The organism is Streptomyces sp. NPDC048383 (assembly GCF_040651775.1).
In the GTDB taxonomy this organism is placed as follows: Bacteria; Actinomycetota; Actinomycetes; order Streptomycetales; family Streptomycetaceae; genus Streptomyces.
Genome location: NZ_JBEZKS010000045.1, coordinates 1 through 15054 on the forward strand (window position 1 = coordinate 1; position 15054 = coordinate 15054).

Below are 15054 nucleotides of genomic sequence, written 5' to 3' on the forward strand. Positions count from 1 at the left end.
CCGCTACGACAAACGTGCCTACGTCTACCTCGGGACCGTCACCCTCGCGACCCTCATCATCTGGCTCCGCAGCTGATCCAAGAAACAGAACCTAGCGCCCCGCCCCGCTCGTCGTGGCCGGCCCGGACGGGTCAGCCGCGACGGGCCCACTCCTCGGCCAGCAGCCGGTAGGAGTCGACCCGCTCCGCGTGCCCGTGCGTGATCGTGGTGATCAGCAGTTCGTCGGCCCCGGTGGCCTCCTGGAGCCGCTCCAGGCGGTCGGCGACCGTCCGCGCCGAACCCACGAACCGCGTGTCCACCCGGTCCGCCACGAGGTCCCCGTCGGCGTCCGTCCAGGGCAGCCGCCGCGCCTCCTGCGGCGTCGGATAGCGGATCGCGCCCTCGGCGGTACGGATGCTGCGCACCCAGGGCCCGTAGCCGGCGGCCAGTTCCCGCGCCCGCGCGTCGTCGGGGGCCACCACCACGTCGGCGGACACGGTCAGGTACGGCCGGTCCAGCTCGTCCGAGGGCTTGAAGGCGGCCCGGTAACCCTCCGCCGCCTCCAGCACCGAGGCCGGACTGACGTGGTAGTTCGCCGCGAAGCGCAACCCGCCACGTCCGGCCGTCTCGGCACTGACGCCGCCGCTGCTGCCCAGGATCCACACCTGTACGTCCGCCCCCTCGCCCGGCACGGCGTGCGCCGCCACGCCCTCCGGGGAGCGGTACTCGCCGCGCAGCAGCGCCAATACGTCGGCCACCTGCTCGGCATAGTCCTGCGGGTGGGCTCCGGGCAGGTTCAGCAGCCGCTGCTGGAGGGCCACCCGGGGGTGCCCGAGCAGGTGCGCGAAGGAGAACCGGGGCGGGATCAGCAGGCCGTTCGCCGTCAGCCCCTCGAAGGGCGGCGCGGCGTCCGGGGCGGGCTGCGGCGGCCGACCGGCCGAACGTCCCAGGCCCAGGTCGAGGCGGCCCGGGTGCAGGGCGTCGATCAGGCCGAACTCCTCGACCGTGGACAGGGCGGTGCGGTGCCCCAGTTGGACGGCGCCGGAACCGATGCGGATCCTCGTCGTCGCGGAGGCGGTCAGCGCGAGCAGCACGGCCGGGGAGGTGCCGGCCACCCCGGGGTTGAGGTGGTGTTCGGCGAACCAGTAGCGGGCGTACCCGAACCGTCCCGTCTGCCGGGCGAGGTCGACGCTGCGGTGCAGGGCCTCGGCCGCGTTCGAACCGGAGACGATCGGGACGAGGTCCAGGACCCCGAGGGGGATGCCGGGCATGGCCGTGCTCCTTATGGGTCGGGGGAAGCGGGGAGGGCCTGGGCGGGAGAAGCGGGGAGGGCCTGGGCGGGAGAAGCGGGGAGGGCCTGGGCGGGAGAAGCGGGAGGGCCTGGGCGGGGAGGCCAGTAACCGCCTCCGCGAAGGCCGGATCGGGGATCGAGCGGCGCAGTACCGGCGCGACCTCGGCCTGGAACAGTTCGAGGGACGCCCGGTGCTCCGCGTCGGTGAGCCCGCCGGGTTCGGCCTGCAGGTGCAGCACCGTGTGGCCGAACTCCTCGTGGTAGCGGTGCACCTTCTCGATCACCTGCTGCCGGCTGCCGATCAGGGCCGAACCGCGCGCGACGAAGTCCTCCAGGGTCGGGAAGACCGGCTCCACGCCCTGCGCCCGGTGGGCCGCCAGGTACCGTGCGAACGCCGGCCGGTAGCCGGCCGTCGCTGAGGTGGTCGAGCGTCGCGTAGTCCTCGTACGCCCGTACCGGATCGAGCAGGCTCAGGGTGGTCACCGCCGTGTACGGCCGGATCTCGCGGGTCAGCGCGGCGATGTGCGCGAGCACCACGGGCGGGGAGGAGGACAGGAACGGCCGCTCGTGGCGCTCGCCCACCCCGAACCCGTCGAATCCGAGTTCCTCCGCCGGCAGGGCGGCGGAGACGACCTGACGGAACCGCTCCCGTGTGCGGGTCGCGGCCCCCGTCACCGGGTCGGGGGAGTCGGCGATCAGGGTGATGGCCAGGAACTTCACGAGGCGCCGGCCGCCTGCCCGGCTTCGCGCCGGCCGGTCGGCTGCCGTGCGTCGGGTACGGAGATGCCCAGGTGGTCGCGCAGGGTCCTGCACGCGTACTCGGAGCGGAAGACGCCGCGCTCCTGGAGCAGCGGGACGACCGTGTCGGCGAACACGTCGAGGCCCCCCGGGGTGATGTGCGGGACCAGGATGAATCCGTCGGCCGCGTCCTGCTGCACGAGGGAGTTGATCTGCTCGGCGACCGTGGCGGGGGAGCCGACGAACGTCTGGCGGGCGGTGGTCGCGATCACGAGTTCGCGGATCGAGAGGTTCTTCGCCTCGGCCAGCTCCCGCCACTGGCGTGCGGTGGCGAGGGGGTCACGGAACTGCCGCACGCTGGCCCGCCCCGGCGCGATGGTGTTCTCACCGGTCTCCGGGTCGATGTCGGGCAGTGGTCCGTCGGGGTCGTAGCCGGACAGGTCCCGGTTCCACACGTGCTCCAGGTACTTGATCGCGGTCTGCCCGCTGACCTGGAGCCGACGGATCTCATGGGCGCTCTCGTGGGCCTCGGCATCGGTGTCGCCGAGCACGAAGCCGGCGGCCGGCAGGATCTTCAACTGGTCGTGCGTGCGCCCGTACTTGGCCAGCCGACCCTTGACGTCCGCGTAGAACGCCCGGCCCTCGTCCAGGGTCCCGTACCGACCGAAGACGGCATCGGCGCCGGAGGCCGCGAACTCCCGTCCCTCCTCGGAGTCGCCGGCCTGGAACACCACGGGCCGGCCCTGCGGACCGCGCGGCACGTTGAACCGGCCCTCGATGTCGAAGTGCTGTCCCCGGTGGGCGAAGGCCCCGGCGCGGGCGTCCCGCAGGAAGGTGCCCGTCGCCGGGTCGGCGACGATCTCCGAACCGTCCCAGGAGTCGAAGAGTTCGATCGCCGTCGAGAGGAACTCCCGGGCACGCGAATAGCGTTCCTCGCGCGGCAGGAACCCGCCGCGCCGGAAGTTCTCCCCGGTGAAGGCGTCCCACGAGGTGACCACGTTCCACGCGGCACGCCCCTCGGAGAGGTGGTCGAGGGAGGCGAACTGACGGGCCACCTCGTACGGCTCGTTGAACGTCGAGTTGATCGTCCCGGTCAGCCCGAGCCGCTCGGTGACGGCCGCGAGGGCGGCCAGCACGGTGAAGGTGTCCGGCCGGCCCACCACGTCCAAGTCGTATATGTCGCCGCCCTGTTCACGCAGCCGCAGCCCCTCCGCCAGGAAGAGGAAGTCGAACTTGGCGCGCTCGGCGGTCCGGGCGAAGTGGACGAACGAGGCGAAGTCGATGTGGCTGCCCGCCGCCGGGTCGCTCCAGACGGTGGTGTTGTTGACGCCCGGGAAGTGGGCCGCGAGGTGGATCTGCTTGAGCGGCTCGGTGCTCATGGTTCGTCCTTCCGGATCGTTCGCGTCAAGCGGCGGGGCCGGGCCGGACGGCCGACGGCGGCGGGGGCGGGGGCGTAGCGGTTGGCCGGGTGCGGGTCCAGGCCGAGCAACCCGCGCAGGGTGTCCGCCCCGTACGTGGTGCGGAAGAGGCCGCGTCGCTGGAGCTCGGGCACCAGCCCCCGGGTGATGGCGGGCAGGTCGTGCGCGATGGCGGCCGGGTGGAGCCGGAAGCCCGACAGGCCCGCCGTGCGCCGTTCCTCCAGCAGGTCGGCCAGCGCGCCCGGGCTCCCGGCGAACACCTCGGCGTCCCCGTCGTACGGGCCGCCCGCGAGTGCGTCGAGACGTTCCCGGCGGCCGGCCGCCGCGGGGCCGTCCTCGTCCAGGAAGACGATCAGTTCACCGAACAGGTGCGGGGACTCGTCGCCGGGCCCCGCCGGCTCCCGGGCCCGGCGCACAGCCTCCACGCCGGCCACGGACTCCTGCAAGCCGCGCGCGGCCAGGAATCCGAGGTCCGCGGACCGGGCCACGAGACGGTACGCGGCGTCGCAATCGCCCGGCGCCACGGCCGCGCTCACCACGGGCCGGCCCTGCGGCGGGCGCGGGGTGATCGAGGGGCCCCGGACGCGGAAGTAGCGCCCTTCGAAGTCGATGTGGTGCAGCTTGGCGCGGTCCACGAAGCGACCGGTGGCCACGTCGCGGATCTCCGCGTCGTCCTCCCAGCTGTCCCACAGCCGCCGGACGACCTCCACGTGGTCGGCGGCCTCCTCGTACGGCTCCGCCCCGGACAGCGGTGTCGCGCGCCGCCCGAAGTGCCGCTCCTCGTGGGGCAGTCCGGACACCTGGACGTGCACACCCGCCCGCCCCCGGCTGACGTGGTCGAGGGTGGCGACGGCCTTGGAGACGTGGAACGGCTCGGTGTGGGTGGTCGTGACGGCCGGCACCAGGCCCAGGTGCCGGGTCAGCGGGGCGACGCGGGCCGCGGTCAGTACGGCGTCGAGCCGCCCTCGGACCCGGTCCGTACGACCGTCCGGGCCGTCGGACGCGGAGGTCTGGAGCGCGAACCCGTCCTCGAACGTGACGAAGTCCAGCAGCCCGGCCTCGGCCTCGGCGACCACCTCGGCCCAGTACCGGGCCGTGAAGAGGGCCTCCGGACGCGCCCCCGGCTCGCGCCAGGCGCCGGGATGCCGGCCGGCGCCGTCGAGCGCGACGGCGAGGTGCAGGGGCCCGAAGGCGGTGGTAACGGAACGTGGCGGGAATGCGGACACGTCTTCGGGCGCCTTCCTGATCGGCGTGCGGGAATGGAGGGTCCGGGGTCGCGAATTCGGCTCGTCGGCAGCTTCTCCCGAAACGCTACGACCCATGGAGGGAGCATGCAATTGCCGCTCTGTGACAAGAGCTTGGCGGCGATGTGACACCCCGAGCACCCCGACCCCCGAACAGCCCGACCCCGAACAATCCAGCTCCCGCACCCCCGACGAATCCGCAGACCGCGAACGCCCGGTCCGGGTTCAGGCGTTCGTCGTGGGCAGGCCGGGCGGGTCGACCTCCGACACCGGCACCGCCTCGTTCGAGAGGTTCCAGGTGGAGGGGAGCTGCGCGTACCGGCCGTAGCCGGGTGGCCCCGAGAAGGGGTGTCAATGGCCTTCGATATCGAGGCGCAGGAATACCTGTCTCAATTTCATCCGCCGTACACATAAGGCGGGTTGGTGAAATGAAACGGTTGCCCGATCGCATCGTTCGCGCGTGCCGCGCCCCGGGCGCCGGCCGGAGCGGCCACCCGGTCCGTACGCATCAGCGGGCCGTCCGGGGGCACACGCGGGGACATGAGGAAACGGAAGCGGATCTCGTTGGAGGAAATCGACGCGCGACTCGGGCGGACGCTCCCCGCGTTCCAGGGAGCGGTGCTCACCTCGGTCCTGCGCAACCGCCGGCCCGTCCCGAAGACCGGGCCCGCCGGCCGGAGGTCGGCATGATGCCCGGCTGGGTCCACGTGGCGGTGATGGCGGCGGCCCTCCTCGTCCTGGCCTTCAACCTGTCGAAGGGCCGCCGCTGAGCCGGGCCGTGGGTCGCCGGCGCGGAGCCCGGACCGGTCGGGCGTCCAGGACGAGACCGGCCGTCGGGACGGACTGGCAGGTCAGCCCGCCCGCCCGCTCAACCGGACGAAGGCCCTTGATCGGTGGGCCCTACGGCCCCGGCCGGCGCCGTAGCGCCCACCGCTGTCGTCACCTCCGGAGCCCCGGCCGGGGACGTCGGCCCGGGTGCGGTCGCCGTCAGCTCCCGCCGTCGAAGGTCCAGGCCTCGATGTCCCGGTAGTGGATCGGGCCCGGGCCGCGCCCGATGTTGCTGCCGACCAGGTGCAGGTGCGCGGCCGGCCAGGTGCGGCCGGTGAAACCGGCGAGTCCGGCGGCGGCCTCCGCCGCGAAAGAGGTCTCGGTGCGGCGGGCGCGGGCCAGCGTCAGGTGCGGGCGCAGGGGCCGGTCCGCGAAGGGGATCCCGCACTCCTTGACCACGGCCCGGACCTCGCTCGCCAGCAGGTGCAGGCCGTCGAGGTCCCCGTCGATCCCGCTCCACAGCACCCGGTCGTCGAAGTGGCCGCCGCCGCGCAGGGCCAACCGTACGGGGGCGCGCCGCGCGGCGAGCTCGGCCAGTGGCGGCCGCAACAGGGGGACCGCGGTGACCGGGAGTTCCCCGAGGAACGCGAGCGTGACGTGCCAGTCCTCGATCCGGTTCCACCGCACGCGCGGGTACGCCTCGTAGGCGGGGCACAATGCCCGCGCGAGCTCGTCCTTCGCCTCGTCGGGCGGGGCGAGGGCGACGAATATCCGAACGGTGGCGGGCTGGGTCTGTGCGTTCACATTGCACTTCGTACCGTGCGAGGCCCCACCACGTCACCTTCGGCCCCGTGCGGGGCGCCACGCACCGACCGCGGGCGCCCGCTCACCCGGCCTCCTTGCGGGCGCGGAAGGCAGCGGCCTTCGTACGGTTCTGGCAGGCGGTGGAACAGAACTGACGGGTGCCGTTGCGCGAGGTGTCGACGTACACCCGGTCGCAGCGCTCGGCCCGGCACACGCCGAGTCGACCGGCGAGGCCGCCGCCCACGGCCAGCGCGAGCGCGGTGGCGCAACTGGCGCTGCTCCCGGCCGCGAACGAGTCGCCGGCGCCGTGGAAGTGCACCTGCCAGGGCTCGTCCTCGCCCCGGTCCAGCCGTGGTCGGGCGCCGGTGTCGCGCAGCAGGGCGTTCACGGTGGCGGCCGCGTCGTCCAGCCTGTCGTCCTGCACGGCTCGGAAGACCTCGCGCATCCGGGTCGCCGCGCCGACGAGGTACTCCGCCTGCGCGTCATTGATCTCGCGCGGCAGGGACGCGGCGGTCCGCGACACCGCGGCGTCGACGGCGGCGGGCAGCGCCGCCCCGCGCGGCGCGATGTAGGGCCGGCCGTGCGCCTCCCCGTCGGTCAACGTGTTCACGAGCGATACGGCCTGCTCCAGCAGAACACCGACGTGACTGTCGAACATCACTTGACCAGTCACTCCTTCCGTGGCTAGCGTTAGGTGACTGACGATAGTCGATTCGACAGTTACGCGAGGGGGTGTCCGTGCCGCGGACCGTATGGCTGCTGGTGGGAGCGCGGGCGATCAACCGGCTCGGTGCCTTCTCCCTGCCCTTCCTGACCGTTCTGATCAGTACCGAATTCGGCGCGAGCGCCACGACCGCCGGCGCCCTCTCGGCCGCCTTCGGCCTCGCGACGATCCCCTCCCGGCTGGCCGGAGGCCGCCTCGCCGTCCGCCTCGGACGCCGCCGCACCATGGTGCTCGGGCTCACCGGGTGCGCCCTGGCCCAATTGGGCATCGCGGCCGCCGGTTCACTGGCCGCCGTGGCACTCTTCGCGGTCCTGCTGGGCCTGGCCTTCGAACTGTACGAACCGCCCAGCCAGGGGATGATCGCCGACGCCGTCGGCTCCGCCGACCGGGTGCGCGCGTACGGCCTGATGAACACCGCGCTCGCCATCGGCGGCACGGGAGCCGGGCTGATCGCGGCGGGCCTCGGCCGGTGGGACCTGCGGTGGCTGTTCGTCGTCGACGCGCTGACCTGCCTCGTCTGTGCCCTGGTCCTCCACCTGGTCCTGCCCGCCGACCACCTCCGACCGAAGGCGCCGCTCGCCCCGGGCGGCCGCCGGGACGGGGCGAGTCCTTGGCGGGACCGGGCGCTGTGCGCCATGTTCGGGGCCGGGACCGTCTTCGCCCTTGTCACGATGCAGATCATGATCGCGCTGCCGCTCAGCCTGGACCGCCGGGGCCTGCAACCCGCCGACGCCGGGCTGTTGTTCACCGCCTCGGCCCTGACCGTGGTCGCCGCGCAGCCCGCGCTGCACCTGCGCCGCCTCGCCGTGCTCCCCGACTCCGTGGCCCTGGCCCTGGGTTACGTCCTGATGGCACTGGGCCTGGCAGGGTACGCCGTCGCGCACACGCTGCCCGCGTTCACCGCCGCCACCGTGCTGTGGAGCCTGGGCGACGTACCCCTGCTGGGCCGGGCCCTGGGCGTGGTGGCGGAGTTGGCCCCGCCCGGCGCCGCCGACCGGTACCTCGCCGCGTACGGCGTCAGTTGGGGCGTCGCCACGGTCGCGGCCCCCGTCACATCCACCCAGGCCCTCGAACACGCCGGTGTCGCCGCGCTGTGGACCGCCACCGCGGCCCTCTGCCTCGCCCTCGCGGCAGCCCAGCTCGTGATCGTCGAACCCCTCATCCGCCGTACGCGGCCGCCACGGGCGGTCCGCCCCGCACACCCTCCGGAGGCCGGCGGACGCATCAGTCGGACGTGAACAGCTCCTGTCGCACGCCGTCCAGGACGAACCCGTTGTCGAAGCGCACGCGGACCGTGACGAGGGGACCGCGGCGCTGGTGGGCGGTCCACTCCGGCTCCAGGTCGACGATCTGCTCCTCCAGTCGCCGCTTGCTCTCCGTGGGCATGTCGTGGCCGAAGGAGTCGAGGAGCGAGGTGAGGCGCCGGTACTCGCGCACGCCCACGCTCTCGTCCAGGTGCTCCACCACCTCCTCGACGGTCCCCTCGGTCCCCGCCGCGAGCAGCAGGGACCCGGAGAAGGCGCCCGGCGGCATCGGGGAGTCGTCCGCCGGCGCGAGCGAATCGATCAGCGTCGTGTCGTCCGCCAGCCGTACCCGCCGGCCTTCTGTCAGGGTCATCGCTTTGTCATCCCTCGCATCGGTACGGGCCGCTCGCCCGGGCCCGCTGCCAGTATCCCCGCAGGTCCGATCGCCGCGGCACCCGCTTCCGACGGGGGCCGTACGCGACGGCGCGTCATGGCGACGCCCAGTAGGACGACCGCCATGCCGGCCACGACCCGCGCGCCGATCTCCTCGCCGAGGACGACCGCTCCGAGGACCACGGAGACCACCGGCAGCAGGTAGCCCACCGTCGCCGCGTGGGTCGCCCCTTCGTCCGCGATGATCCTGTACGTCAAGTAGAAGGTGAGACCCGTGGCGAACAGTCCCAGTACGACGACTGCGGCCACGGCGAGCAGGGTGCGCGGTTCGTCGCGCACCGGGGTGAAGCCCCCGAAGGGCAGGGTCGGCGCGGTCAGCGCCGTCGCGGCGATCAGCTGGGACGCGGCGAGCGGCAGGGTGGGGACGCCGCGCCCCACCAGGTGCCGGCCCATGAGGACGAAGGCGACCGCGTAGCTGCCGGCGGCCCCCACGATCGCGAGTGCGCCCCAGCCCATCGGGGTCGACTGCTCCCAGGGCGCGAAGATCAGGGCCGTACCCGCGAACCCGGCCGACAGGCCGACCACGCGCACCGCGCGCAGGGGCCGTTCGCCGCCCAGGAGCAGGCCGAGCAACAGCGACCACAAGGGCGTCGTCGCGTTCAGCACCCCGGCCGCCCCGGAGTCCACCGTCTGCTGGCCGACGCTGAACAGGGCGAACGGCAGGGCGTTGCAGAAGAACGCGGCCACCAGGACGCGGCCCCACACGCCCCGCTCCCGCGGGAGTCGGTGTCCCTTCACCCGGCACAGGATCAGCAACAGGGCCGAGCCGAGCGCGCAACGGATGAAGGTGACCTGGACCGGGGTGAAGGCCTCCAGGGCCAGATCGATCCACAGGAAGGTCGATCCCCACAACAGAGACAGCACGGCCACCCGTACGGCACTGGTCATTCCTTTGTCTCCCTCGGCCGGTTGTTCCTCCTGAGAACGGTGCCCCAGTCGATTCGACAGGACAAGCAAAGGATCATGCACCTACCGTTAAGCTGTACTACATGCTTGATGTGCGACGGATGCAGGTCCTCAGAGCGGTCATCACCAGCGGCTCGGTCACGGCCGCCGCCGCCCACCTCGGCTACACCCCCTCGGCGGTGAGCCAGCAGGTGGCCGCCCTGGAGAAACAGGCCGGGACCGCCCTGCTCGAACGGGTCGGCCGCGGCGTGCGGCCCACCGCCGCCGGCCGGTTGCTCGCGGAGCACGCGGAGGTCATCAGCCGGGACCTCGCGGCGGCCGAGGCAGCCCTGGCCGACCTGCGGGAAGGGCACACCGGACGGCTCGTCGTCCGCTACTTCGCCTCCGCGGGCGCCGCGCTCGTCGCACCCGCCCTGGTGGGCCTGCGCCGCGCCCACCCCCGGGTGCGGATCGACCTGAAACTCGCCGACCCGGTCGCCCCGCTCCACGAGGTCGAGCAGGGCCGGGCGGACCTCGCGCTCGCCGTCGGGCCGGACCCCCGACCGTACGAGGGCGTGCGCCTGATCCACCTGCACGACGACCCGTACGACGTGGTCCTGCCGACGCACCACCCCCTCGCCGAACGGGAGGAGGTCGACCTGATCGACCTCGCCGGGGAACCCTGGGTCGGCAGCGAACCGCCCGGCCCCTGCCTGGACGCCGTCCTCACGGCGTGCGCGGCGGCCGGGTTCAGCCCCGGCTTCGCCGTCGAGAGCGAGGACTACGCCACCGCGCAGGGCTTCGTGGCGGCCGGTCTGGGCGTCGCCCTGATGCCGCGGATGGCGCTGGGCGGCGCCCGCCCGGGAGTCCTCGTACGCCCGGTGCGCAACCCCCGGCCGCTCCGGCGGATCCACGTGGCCGTCCGCGAGGTCTCGCTCGCCCGCCCCGCCGTACGCGACCTCCTCGACGGCCTGCGTCAGGCGGTGGGCTGACCCCGCCCCCGCGGGGTCGGGCGCATGGGTCTGGACTGGACGGGGGAACGGCCGGAGTCGGGCGGGCCCCGCGCGGTGTCGTGGCGGGGAGCCCCGTCGGATGCGGTGAGGATCGGGGCATGGGCTTCGTACTGCCGGTCCTCTTCGCGCTGTTCGCGGCGCTCAGCAACGCCCTCGCGACCGTGCTCCAGCGGCGGGCCGCCCTCACCGTGCCGCAGAGCGACGGATTCCGGTTCGGGCTCGTCCTGGACCTGCTGAAGCGCCCGGTGTGGGTCGCCGGGATCCTGGCGGTCATCGCCGCCGGCGTCGGACAGGCCGTCGCGCTGGCGACGGGCGCGCTGGCCCTCGTACAGCCCCTGTTCGTACTGGAACTCCCGCTCGCGCTGCTGATCGGCTCGCTGGTGACGCGGAACCGGCTGCCGGGGGCGGTGTGGCTCGCCGTCGCCGGCGTGGTCGCCGGGCTCGGGATCGTGTTGGTCGCCGCCTCGCCGGCGGGCAACCGCACGCACGTCCCCACCGACCGCTGGCTGCTCGCCCTGGCCGCCTGCGCGGCGGCCGTGGCGGCACTGGCCGTGACCGGACTGCGCAGACCGCCCGGCCGGATGCGGGCCGGTTGCCTCGGCGCGGCCACCGCCGTCTGCTACGCGCTCACCGCCGCCCTCATGAAGTCCTCCATGCACGTGCTCGCCGAGGGCGGCCTCGGCGCCTTCCTCGCCGCCTGGCAGACGTACGCCTTCGCCGCCTGCGGCGTCTGCGCACTGCTGCTCCTCGAACACGCCATGCAGGGCGGCCCGCTCGTCGCCTCCCAGCCCGCGCTGACCCTCGGCGACGCGGGCGTCAGCGTCGCCCTCGGGGTGCTGCTGTACGAGGAACACCTACGGGCCCACTGGTGGCTGCTACCCCAGCTGCTGGGCCTCGCCCTGATCTGCGCCGGCGTGTTCGCGTTGGCCCGGGCCGGCGCGGAGGTCGAGGACGGTGGCCCCTGAGCCGCCCCTGTCGTCGAGGCCCGGAAACTGTTGGCTTGAACGTGTTCAATACCGGCTCGCCGGGGCGAGGGAACGCCCGCCGGGCCGGACCCGCGAAGTGAGGAACGCGCCCATGGGCCCAGGCCGCCGACCCCCCGCCCGCCTGCCGCGCCGGCTCATCGACCCCGACGGCTCGGCCGTCCCCGGCCACGAGCCGATGGCCGCCCCGATCACCCCCGACGCCCCTGCCGTCATCCCCCGCCCCTCCCGTACGTCCTGACCTCACCGTCCCCAGATGGCCCGGAGCCCGGTGTCCCGGCCGACCGTCGACCGGCCGCCGGGCCGCCGGGACACCCGGCGGGCTCAGGCCAGGTCGAACCGGTCGAGGTTCATGACCTTGTTCCACGCGGCCACGAAGTCGCGTACGAACGTCTCGCGTGCGTCCTCGCAGGCGTAGACCTCGGCCAGGGCCCGCAGTTGGGAATGCGAACCGAAGACGAGGTCGACGGCGGTCGCGGTCCACTTGACCGCACCCGTCGCCCCGTCCCGGCCCTCGAACACGTTCTCCGTCGACTCCGACGCCTTCCACTGCGTGCCCATGTCGAGCAGGTTGACGAAGAAGTCGTTGGTCAACAGCCCGGGCCGCTGGGTGAGGACGCCGTGCGTACCTCCCTTGAAGCCGGTGTTCAGCGCCCGCATGCCGCCGATCAGCACCGTCATCTCGGGAGCCGTGAGGGTCAGCATGTTGGCCCGGTCCAACAGGAGGGTCTCCGGGGACAACTTCTCGCCCTCGTGGAGGTAGTTGCGGAACCCGTCGGCCCGCGGTTCGAGCACGGCGAACGACTCCACGTCGGTCTGCTCCTGCGAGGCGTCCGTGCGCCCCGGCGCGAACGGGACCGTCACGGTGTGCCCGGCACTCTTCGCGGCCTGCTCCACGGCCGCGCACCCGCCCAGGACGATCAGGTCGGCGAGCGAAACCCTCTTGCCGTCCGCCGAGGCGTTGAACTCCTGCTGGATCCCTTCGAGGGTCCGGACCGTCTCGGTGACCTCTGGCAGGTCGTTGAGCTCCCAGTCGCGCTGCGGCGCGAGCCGGATCCGGGCCCCGTTCGCCCCGCCGCGCTTGTCGGTGCCGCGGAAGCTCGCCGCCGACGCCCAAGCGGTGGTGACCAGTTGCGGGACCGACAACCCCGAGGCGAGGATCCTGCCCTTCAGGTCCGCGACGTCCGCGTCCGAGACCGGTGCGTGATCGGCCGCGGGGACGGGGTCCTGCCACAGCTGCGGCTCGGGGATCCAGGGGCCGAGGTAGCGCGAGATCGGCCCCATGTCGCGGTGCAGCAGCTTGTACCAGGCCTTGGCGAAGGCCCGTGCGAGCTGGTCCGGGTTCTCGTGGAAGCGCTTCGCGATCGGCGCGTAGATCGGATCCACCTTCAGGGCGAGGTCCGTCGTGAGCATCATCGGCGCGTGCCGCCTCGACGGATCGTGCGCGTCGGGCACGGTGTCGCGGGCGGCGGGATCCTTCGGGGTCCACTGCTTGGCCCCGGCGGGGCTCGTCGTCAGCTCCCAGTCGTAGCGGAACAGGTTGTCCAGGTAGCCGTTGTCCCACTTCGTCGGCTCCGAGGTCCACGCGCCTTCGAGGCCGCTGGTGAGCGCGTCGACGCCCGTCCCGCTGCCGCACGTGTTCCGCCAGCCGAAGCCCTGCTGCTCGATCGGTGCGGCTTCGGGCTCCGGTCCGATGCAGTCGGGATCGACGGCGCCGTGGCACTTGCCGAACGTGTGGCCGCCGACGATGAGGGCCAGCGTCTCCTCGTCGTTCATCGCCATGCGGGCGAACGTCTCACGAATGTCCCGGGCCGCCGCCACCGGATCCGGGTTTCCGTTCGGCCCCTCCGGATTGACGTAGATCAAACCCATCTGCACGGCGCCGAAAGGACCGGTGAGTTCCCTGTCGCCGCTGTAGCGCTCGTCCCCGAGCCAGGTGTCCTCGGGCCCCCAGAAGATTTCCTCCGGCTCCCAGATGTCCTCCCGGCCGAAACCGAACCCGAACGTCTTGAACCCCATGGATTCCATCGCGCAGTTTCCGGCGAACACCAGCAGGTCCGCCCAGGAGATGCGACGGCCGTACTTCTGCTTGACCGGCCACAGCAGGCGGCGCGCCTTGTCGAGGCTCGCATTGTCCGGCCAGCTGTTGAGGGGCGCGAAGCGCTGGGCGCCCGAGCCGCCGCCGCCCCGACCGTCGGAGATCCGGTACGTCCCCGCGGCGTGCCAGCTCATGCGGATGAAGAGCGGCCCGTAATGGCCGTAATCGGCCGGCCACCACTCCTGGGAGGCCGTCATGACGTCGAAGACGTCCCGCTTGAGCGCGTCGACATCGAGACCGGCGAATTCCTTCGCGTAGTCGAAGTCGTCCGCCATCGGATTGGAGAGGGGCGAGTGCTGGTGGAGGACCTGCAGGTCCAGCTGGTTCGGCCACCAGTCCCGGTTCGTCCTGGGGCGCGTCGCAGTGGCGGTCGGGGAGGGGATTGCCGGGTTCTCACTTTCGCTGCCGGACACGTCCGCCCTTCTTTCCTGTCTCGATGTTTCCTGCTGCCGGCTCTTTACGACGCCGGAAAGGGTGCCGGGGGTCGGCGCTCGTATGTTCGCGCACCACGGACCGCACGGCCGCGAGAACACGCAGGGCACGGCGCGAGAACACGCGGAGCGCGCACGCGATGCCGGGAGGTGATCTCCGCGGGGGGAAAGGGATTCGACGGCGGGGGCTTATCGCGGGAACAACGGGGCAGGCGTGCCCACGGAGGAGTGAACGGCGTGGTGGTCCACCGTCGTGAGCCCCGTACCCAATTCGACCGGATCGGAGATCACCATGGCCGACAAGGGCGCAATGGACAAGGCGAAGGGCAAGGCCAAGGAGGCCGCGGGCAAGGTCACCGGAAACGACCGGATGGCAGCCGAGGGCAAGGCCGACCAGGCCAAGGGCAAGGCCAAGGGAGCCGTCGGGGACGCGAAGGAAGCGATGAAGGGCAAGCGCAGCAAGATGTGACACCCGCAAACACCCGTGGGCCCCCGGCACCTCTGCCGGGGGCTCATGAGCGCGCTCTGTCGGCGTTGCGCCTCCTTGACCTGTTCGTCATGCTTCCCTGCGGGTATCGGAAGCGCCGTGGTGGGCAGGCGCAGGGACATGAAGGCATCGAAGATGGCCTACAAGCCGGTCGGCCTGGCGTTCGGCGCAGGGGCCGGGATCGTGGCCGGGGCGCTGTTCAAGCAGGTCTGGAAACTGGCGGGGCACGACGACGACGCCCCGGACGCCATGGACGAAGGACGGCACTGGCGGGAGATCCTGCTCGCGGCGGCGATCCAAGGGGCGATCTTCGCCATCGTCAAGGCGGCCGTCGAGCGCTCCGGAGCCGTCGCCGTACGACGGGTTTCGGGCAGCTGGCCGGGCTGAGGGGCCGGGGAGTTCGAGGCCGGCACACCTGTGGGCACGCATCCCAAGGATTCTTTGCCCATCAGGTGAGTTTTGTTATGTGTAACGGCAAGCGCACCGGGCATTTC

The 15054-nt window shown here is 72.6% G+C and carries 15 protein-coding genes; 6 read left to right on the forward strand and 9 right to left on the reverse strand.

All coding sequences use genetic code 11. The annotated features are described in order from the left end of the window. Window positions 1-131: 131 nt before the first annotated feature. The 6 genes from AB0D46_RS26940 to AB0D46_RS26965 form a co-directional block, all read right to left on the reverse strand. Window positions 132-1250, reverse strand: coding sequence for an LLM class flavin-dependent oxidoreductase (locus tag AB0D46_RS26940; RefSeq protein ID WP_362881123.1), 1119 nt, complete (start codon window positions 1248-1250; stop codon window positions 132-134). Window positions 1251-1261: 11 nt separating this feature from the next. Further along, window positions 1262-2083, reverse strand: a complete 822-nt coding sequence (locus AB0D46_RS26945) for an LLM class flavin-dependent oxidoreductase (protein WP_362881125.1) — start codon at window positions 2081-2083, stop codon at window positions 1262-1264. Next, on the reverse strand, window positions 1987-3387 hold the full coding sequence (locus AB0D46_RS26950) for an NtaA/DmoA family FMN-dependent monooxygenase (protein WP_362881126.1): 1401 nt from the start codon (window positions 3385-3387) through the stop codon (window positions 1987-1989). The genes AB0D46_RS26945 and AB0D46_RS26950 overlap by 97 nt, the downstream gene beginning before the upstream one ends. Further along, window positions 3384-4652 carry an LLM class flavin-dependent oxidoreductase gene (locus tag AB0D46_RS26955; RefSeq protein WP_362881128.1) on the reverse strand — a complete coding sequence of 423 codons (1269 nt, stop codon included), beginning with the start codon at window positions 4650-4652 and terminating at the stop codon, window positions 3384-3386. The genes AB0D46_RS26950 and AB0D46_RS26955 overlap by 4 nt, the downstream gene beginning before the upstream one ends. Window positions 4653-5657: 1005 nt before the next feature. Then, window positions 5658-6242 (reverse strand): RNA 2',3'-cyclic phosphodiesterase, encoded by a 585-nt coding sequence (thpR, locus tag AB0D46_RS26960; protein ID WP_362881129.1) that lies wholly within the window; start codon window positions 6240-6242, stop codon window positions 5658-5660. An 82-nt stretch (window positions 6243-6324) separates the two neighbouring features. After that, window positions 6325-6900, reverse strand: coding sequence for a CGNR zinc finger domain-containing protein (locus tag AB0D46_RS26965; RefSeq protein ID WP_362881226.1), 576 nt, complete (start codon window positions 6898-6900; stop codon window positions 6325-6327). Between the two features lie 80 nt (window positions 6901-6980). Here AB0D46_RS26965 and AB0D46_RS26970 point away from each other — a divergent pair, with 80 nt between their 5' ends. After that, window positions 6981-8204, forward strand: a complete 1224-nt coding sequence (locus AB0D46_RS26970; protein WP_362881131.1) for an MFS transporter — start codon at window positions 6981-6983, stop codon at window positions 8202-8204. Here the strand turns inward: AB0D46_RS26970 and AB0D46_RS26975 are convergent. Together AB0D46_RS26975 and AB0D46_RS26980 are read right to left on the reverse strand one after the other, a co-directional pair. After that, window positions 8191-8583 carry a hypothetical protein gene (locus tag AB0D46_RS26975; protein ID WP_362881132.1) on the reverse strand — a complete coding sequence of 131 codons (393 nt, stop codon included), beginning with the start codon at window positions 8581-8583 and terminating at the stop codon, window positions 8191-8193. The genes AB0D46_RS26970 and AB0D46_RS26975 overlap by 14 nt on opposite strands. Next, on the reverse strand, window positions 8580-9551 hold the full coding sequence (locus AB0D46_RS26980) for a DMT family transporter (protein ID WP_362881133.1): 972 nt from the start codon (window positions 9549-9551) through the stop codon (window positions 8580-8582). Before AB0D46_RS26980 ends, AB0D46_RS26975 begins: the two co-directional genes overlap by 4 nt. Before the next feature lie 101 nt (window positions 9552-9652). On the opposite strand from AB0D46_RS26980, the gene AB0D46_RS26985 reads away from it, so the two are divergent. From AB0D46_RS26985 to AB0D46_RS26995, 3 genes are all read left to right on the forward strand, one after another. Further along, window positions 9653-10540 carry a LysR family transcriptional regulator gene (locus AB0D46_RS26985; RefSeq protein ID WP_362881135.1) on the forward strand — a complete coding sequence of 296 codons (888 nt, stop codon included), beginning with the start codon at window positions 9653-9655 and terminating at the stop codon, window positions 10538-10540. 119 nt (window positions 10541-10659) lie between these two features. Next, window positions 10660-11526: a DMT family transporter gene (locus AB0D46_RS26990; protein WP_362881137.1), complete on the forward strand. Its 867-nt coding sequence runs from the start codon at window positions 10660-10662 to the stop codon at window positions 11524-11526. 112 nt (window positions 11527-11638) lie between these two features. Next, window positions 11639-11785 carry a hypothetical protein gene (locus AB0D46_RS26995; protein WP_362881139.1) on the forward strand — a complete coding sequence of 49 codons (147 nt, stop codon included), beginning with the start codon at window positions 11639-11641 and terminating at the stop codon, window positions 11783-11785. A gap of 83 nt (window positions 11786-11868) precedes the next feature. On the opposite strand, the gene katG is transcribed toward AB0D46_RS26995, so the two are convergent. After that, the gene (gene katG, locus AB0D46_RS27000) at window positions 11869-14055 is read right to left on the reverse strand and encodes a catalase/peroxidase HPI (RefSeq protein ID WP_362881140.1); all 2187 of its coding nucleotides are present in this window, start codon (window positions 14053-14055) and stop codon (window positions 11869-11871) included. A 310-nt stretch (window positions 14056-14365) separates the two neighbouring features. On the opposite strand from katG, the gene AB0D46_RS27005 reads away from it, so the two are divergent. Both AB0D46_RS27005 and AB0D46_RS27010 read left to right on the forward strand, forming a co-directional pair. Beyond that, window positions 14366-14542 carry a CsbD family protein gene (locus tag AB0D46_RS27005; protein ID WP_362881227.1) on the forward strand — a complete coding sequence of 59 codons (177 nt, stop codon included), beginning with the start codon at window positions 14366-14368 and terminating at the stop codon, window positions 14540-14542. A gap of 138 nt (window positions 14543-14680) precedes the next feature. Continuing rightward, the gene (locus AB0D46_RS27010) at window positions 14681-14947 is read left to right on the forward strand and encodes a DUF4235 domain-containing protein (RefSeq protein WP_362881142.1); all 267 of its coding nucleotides are present in this window, start codon (window positions 14681-14683) and stop codon (window positions 14945-14947) included. Window positions 14948-15054: the final 107 nt, after the last annotated feature.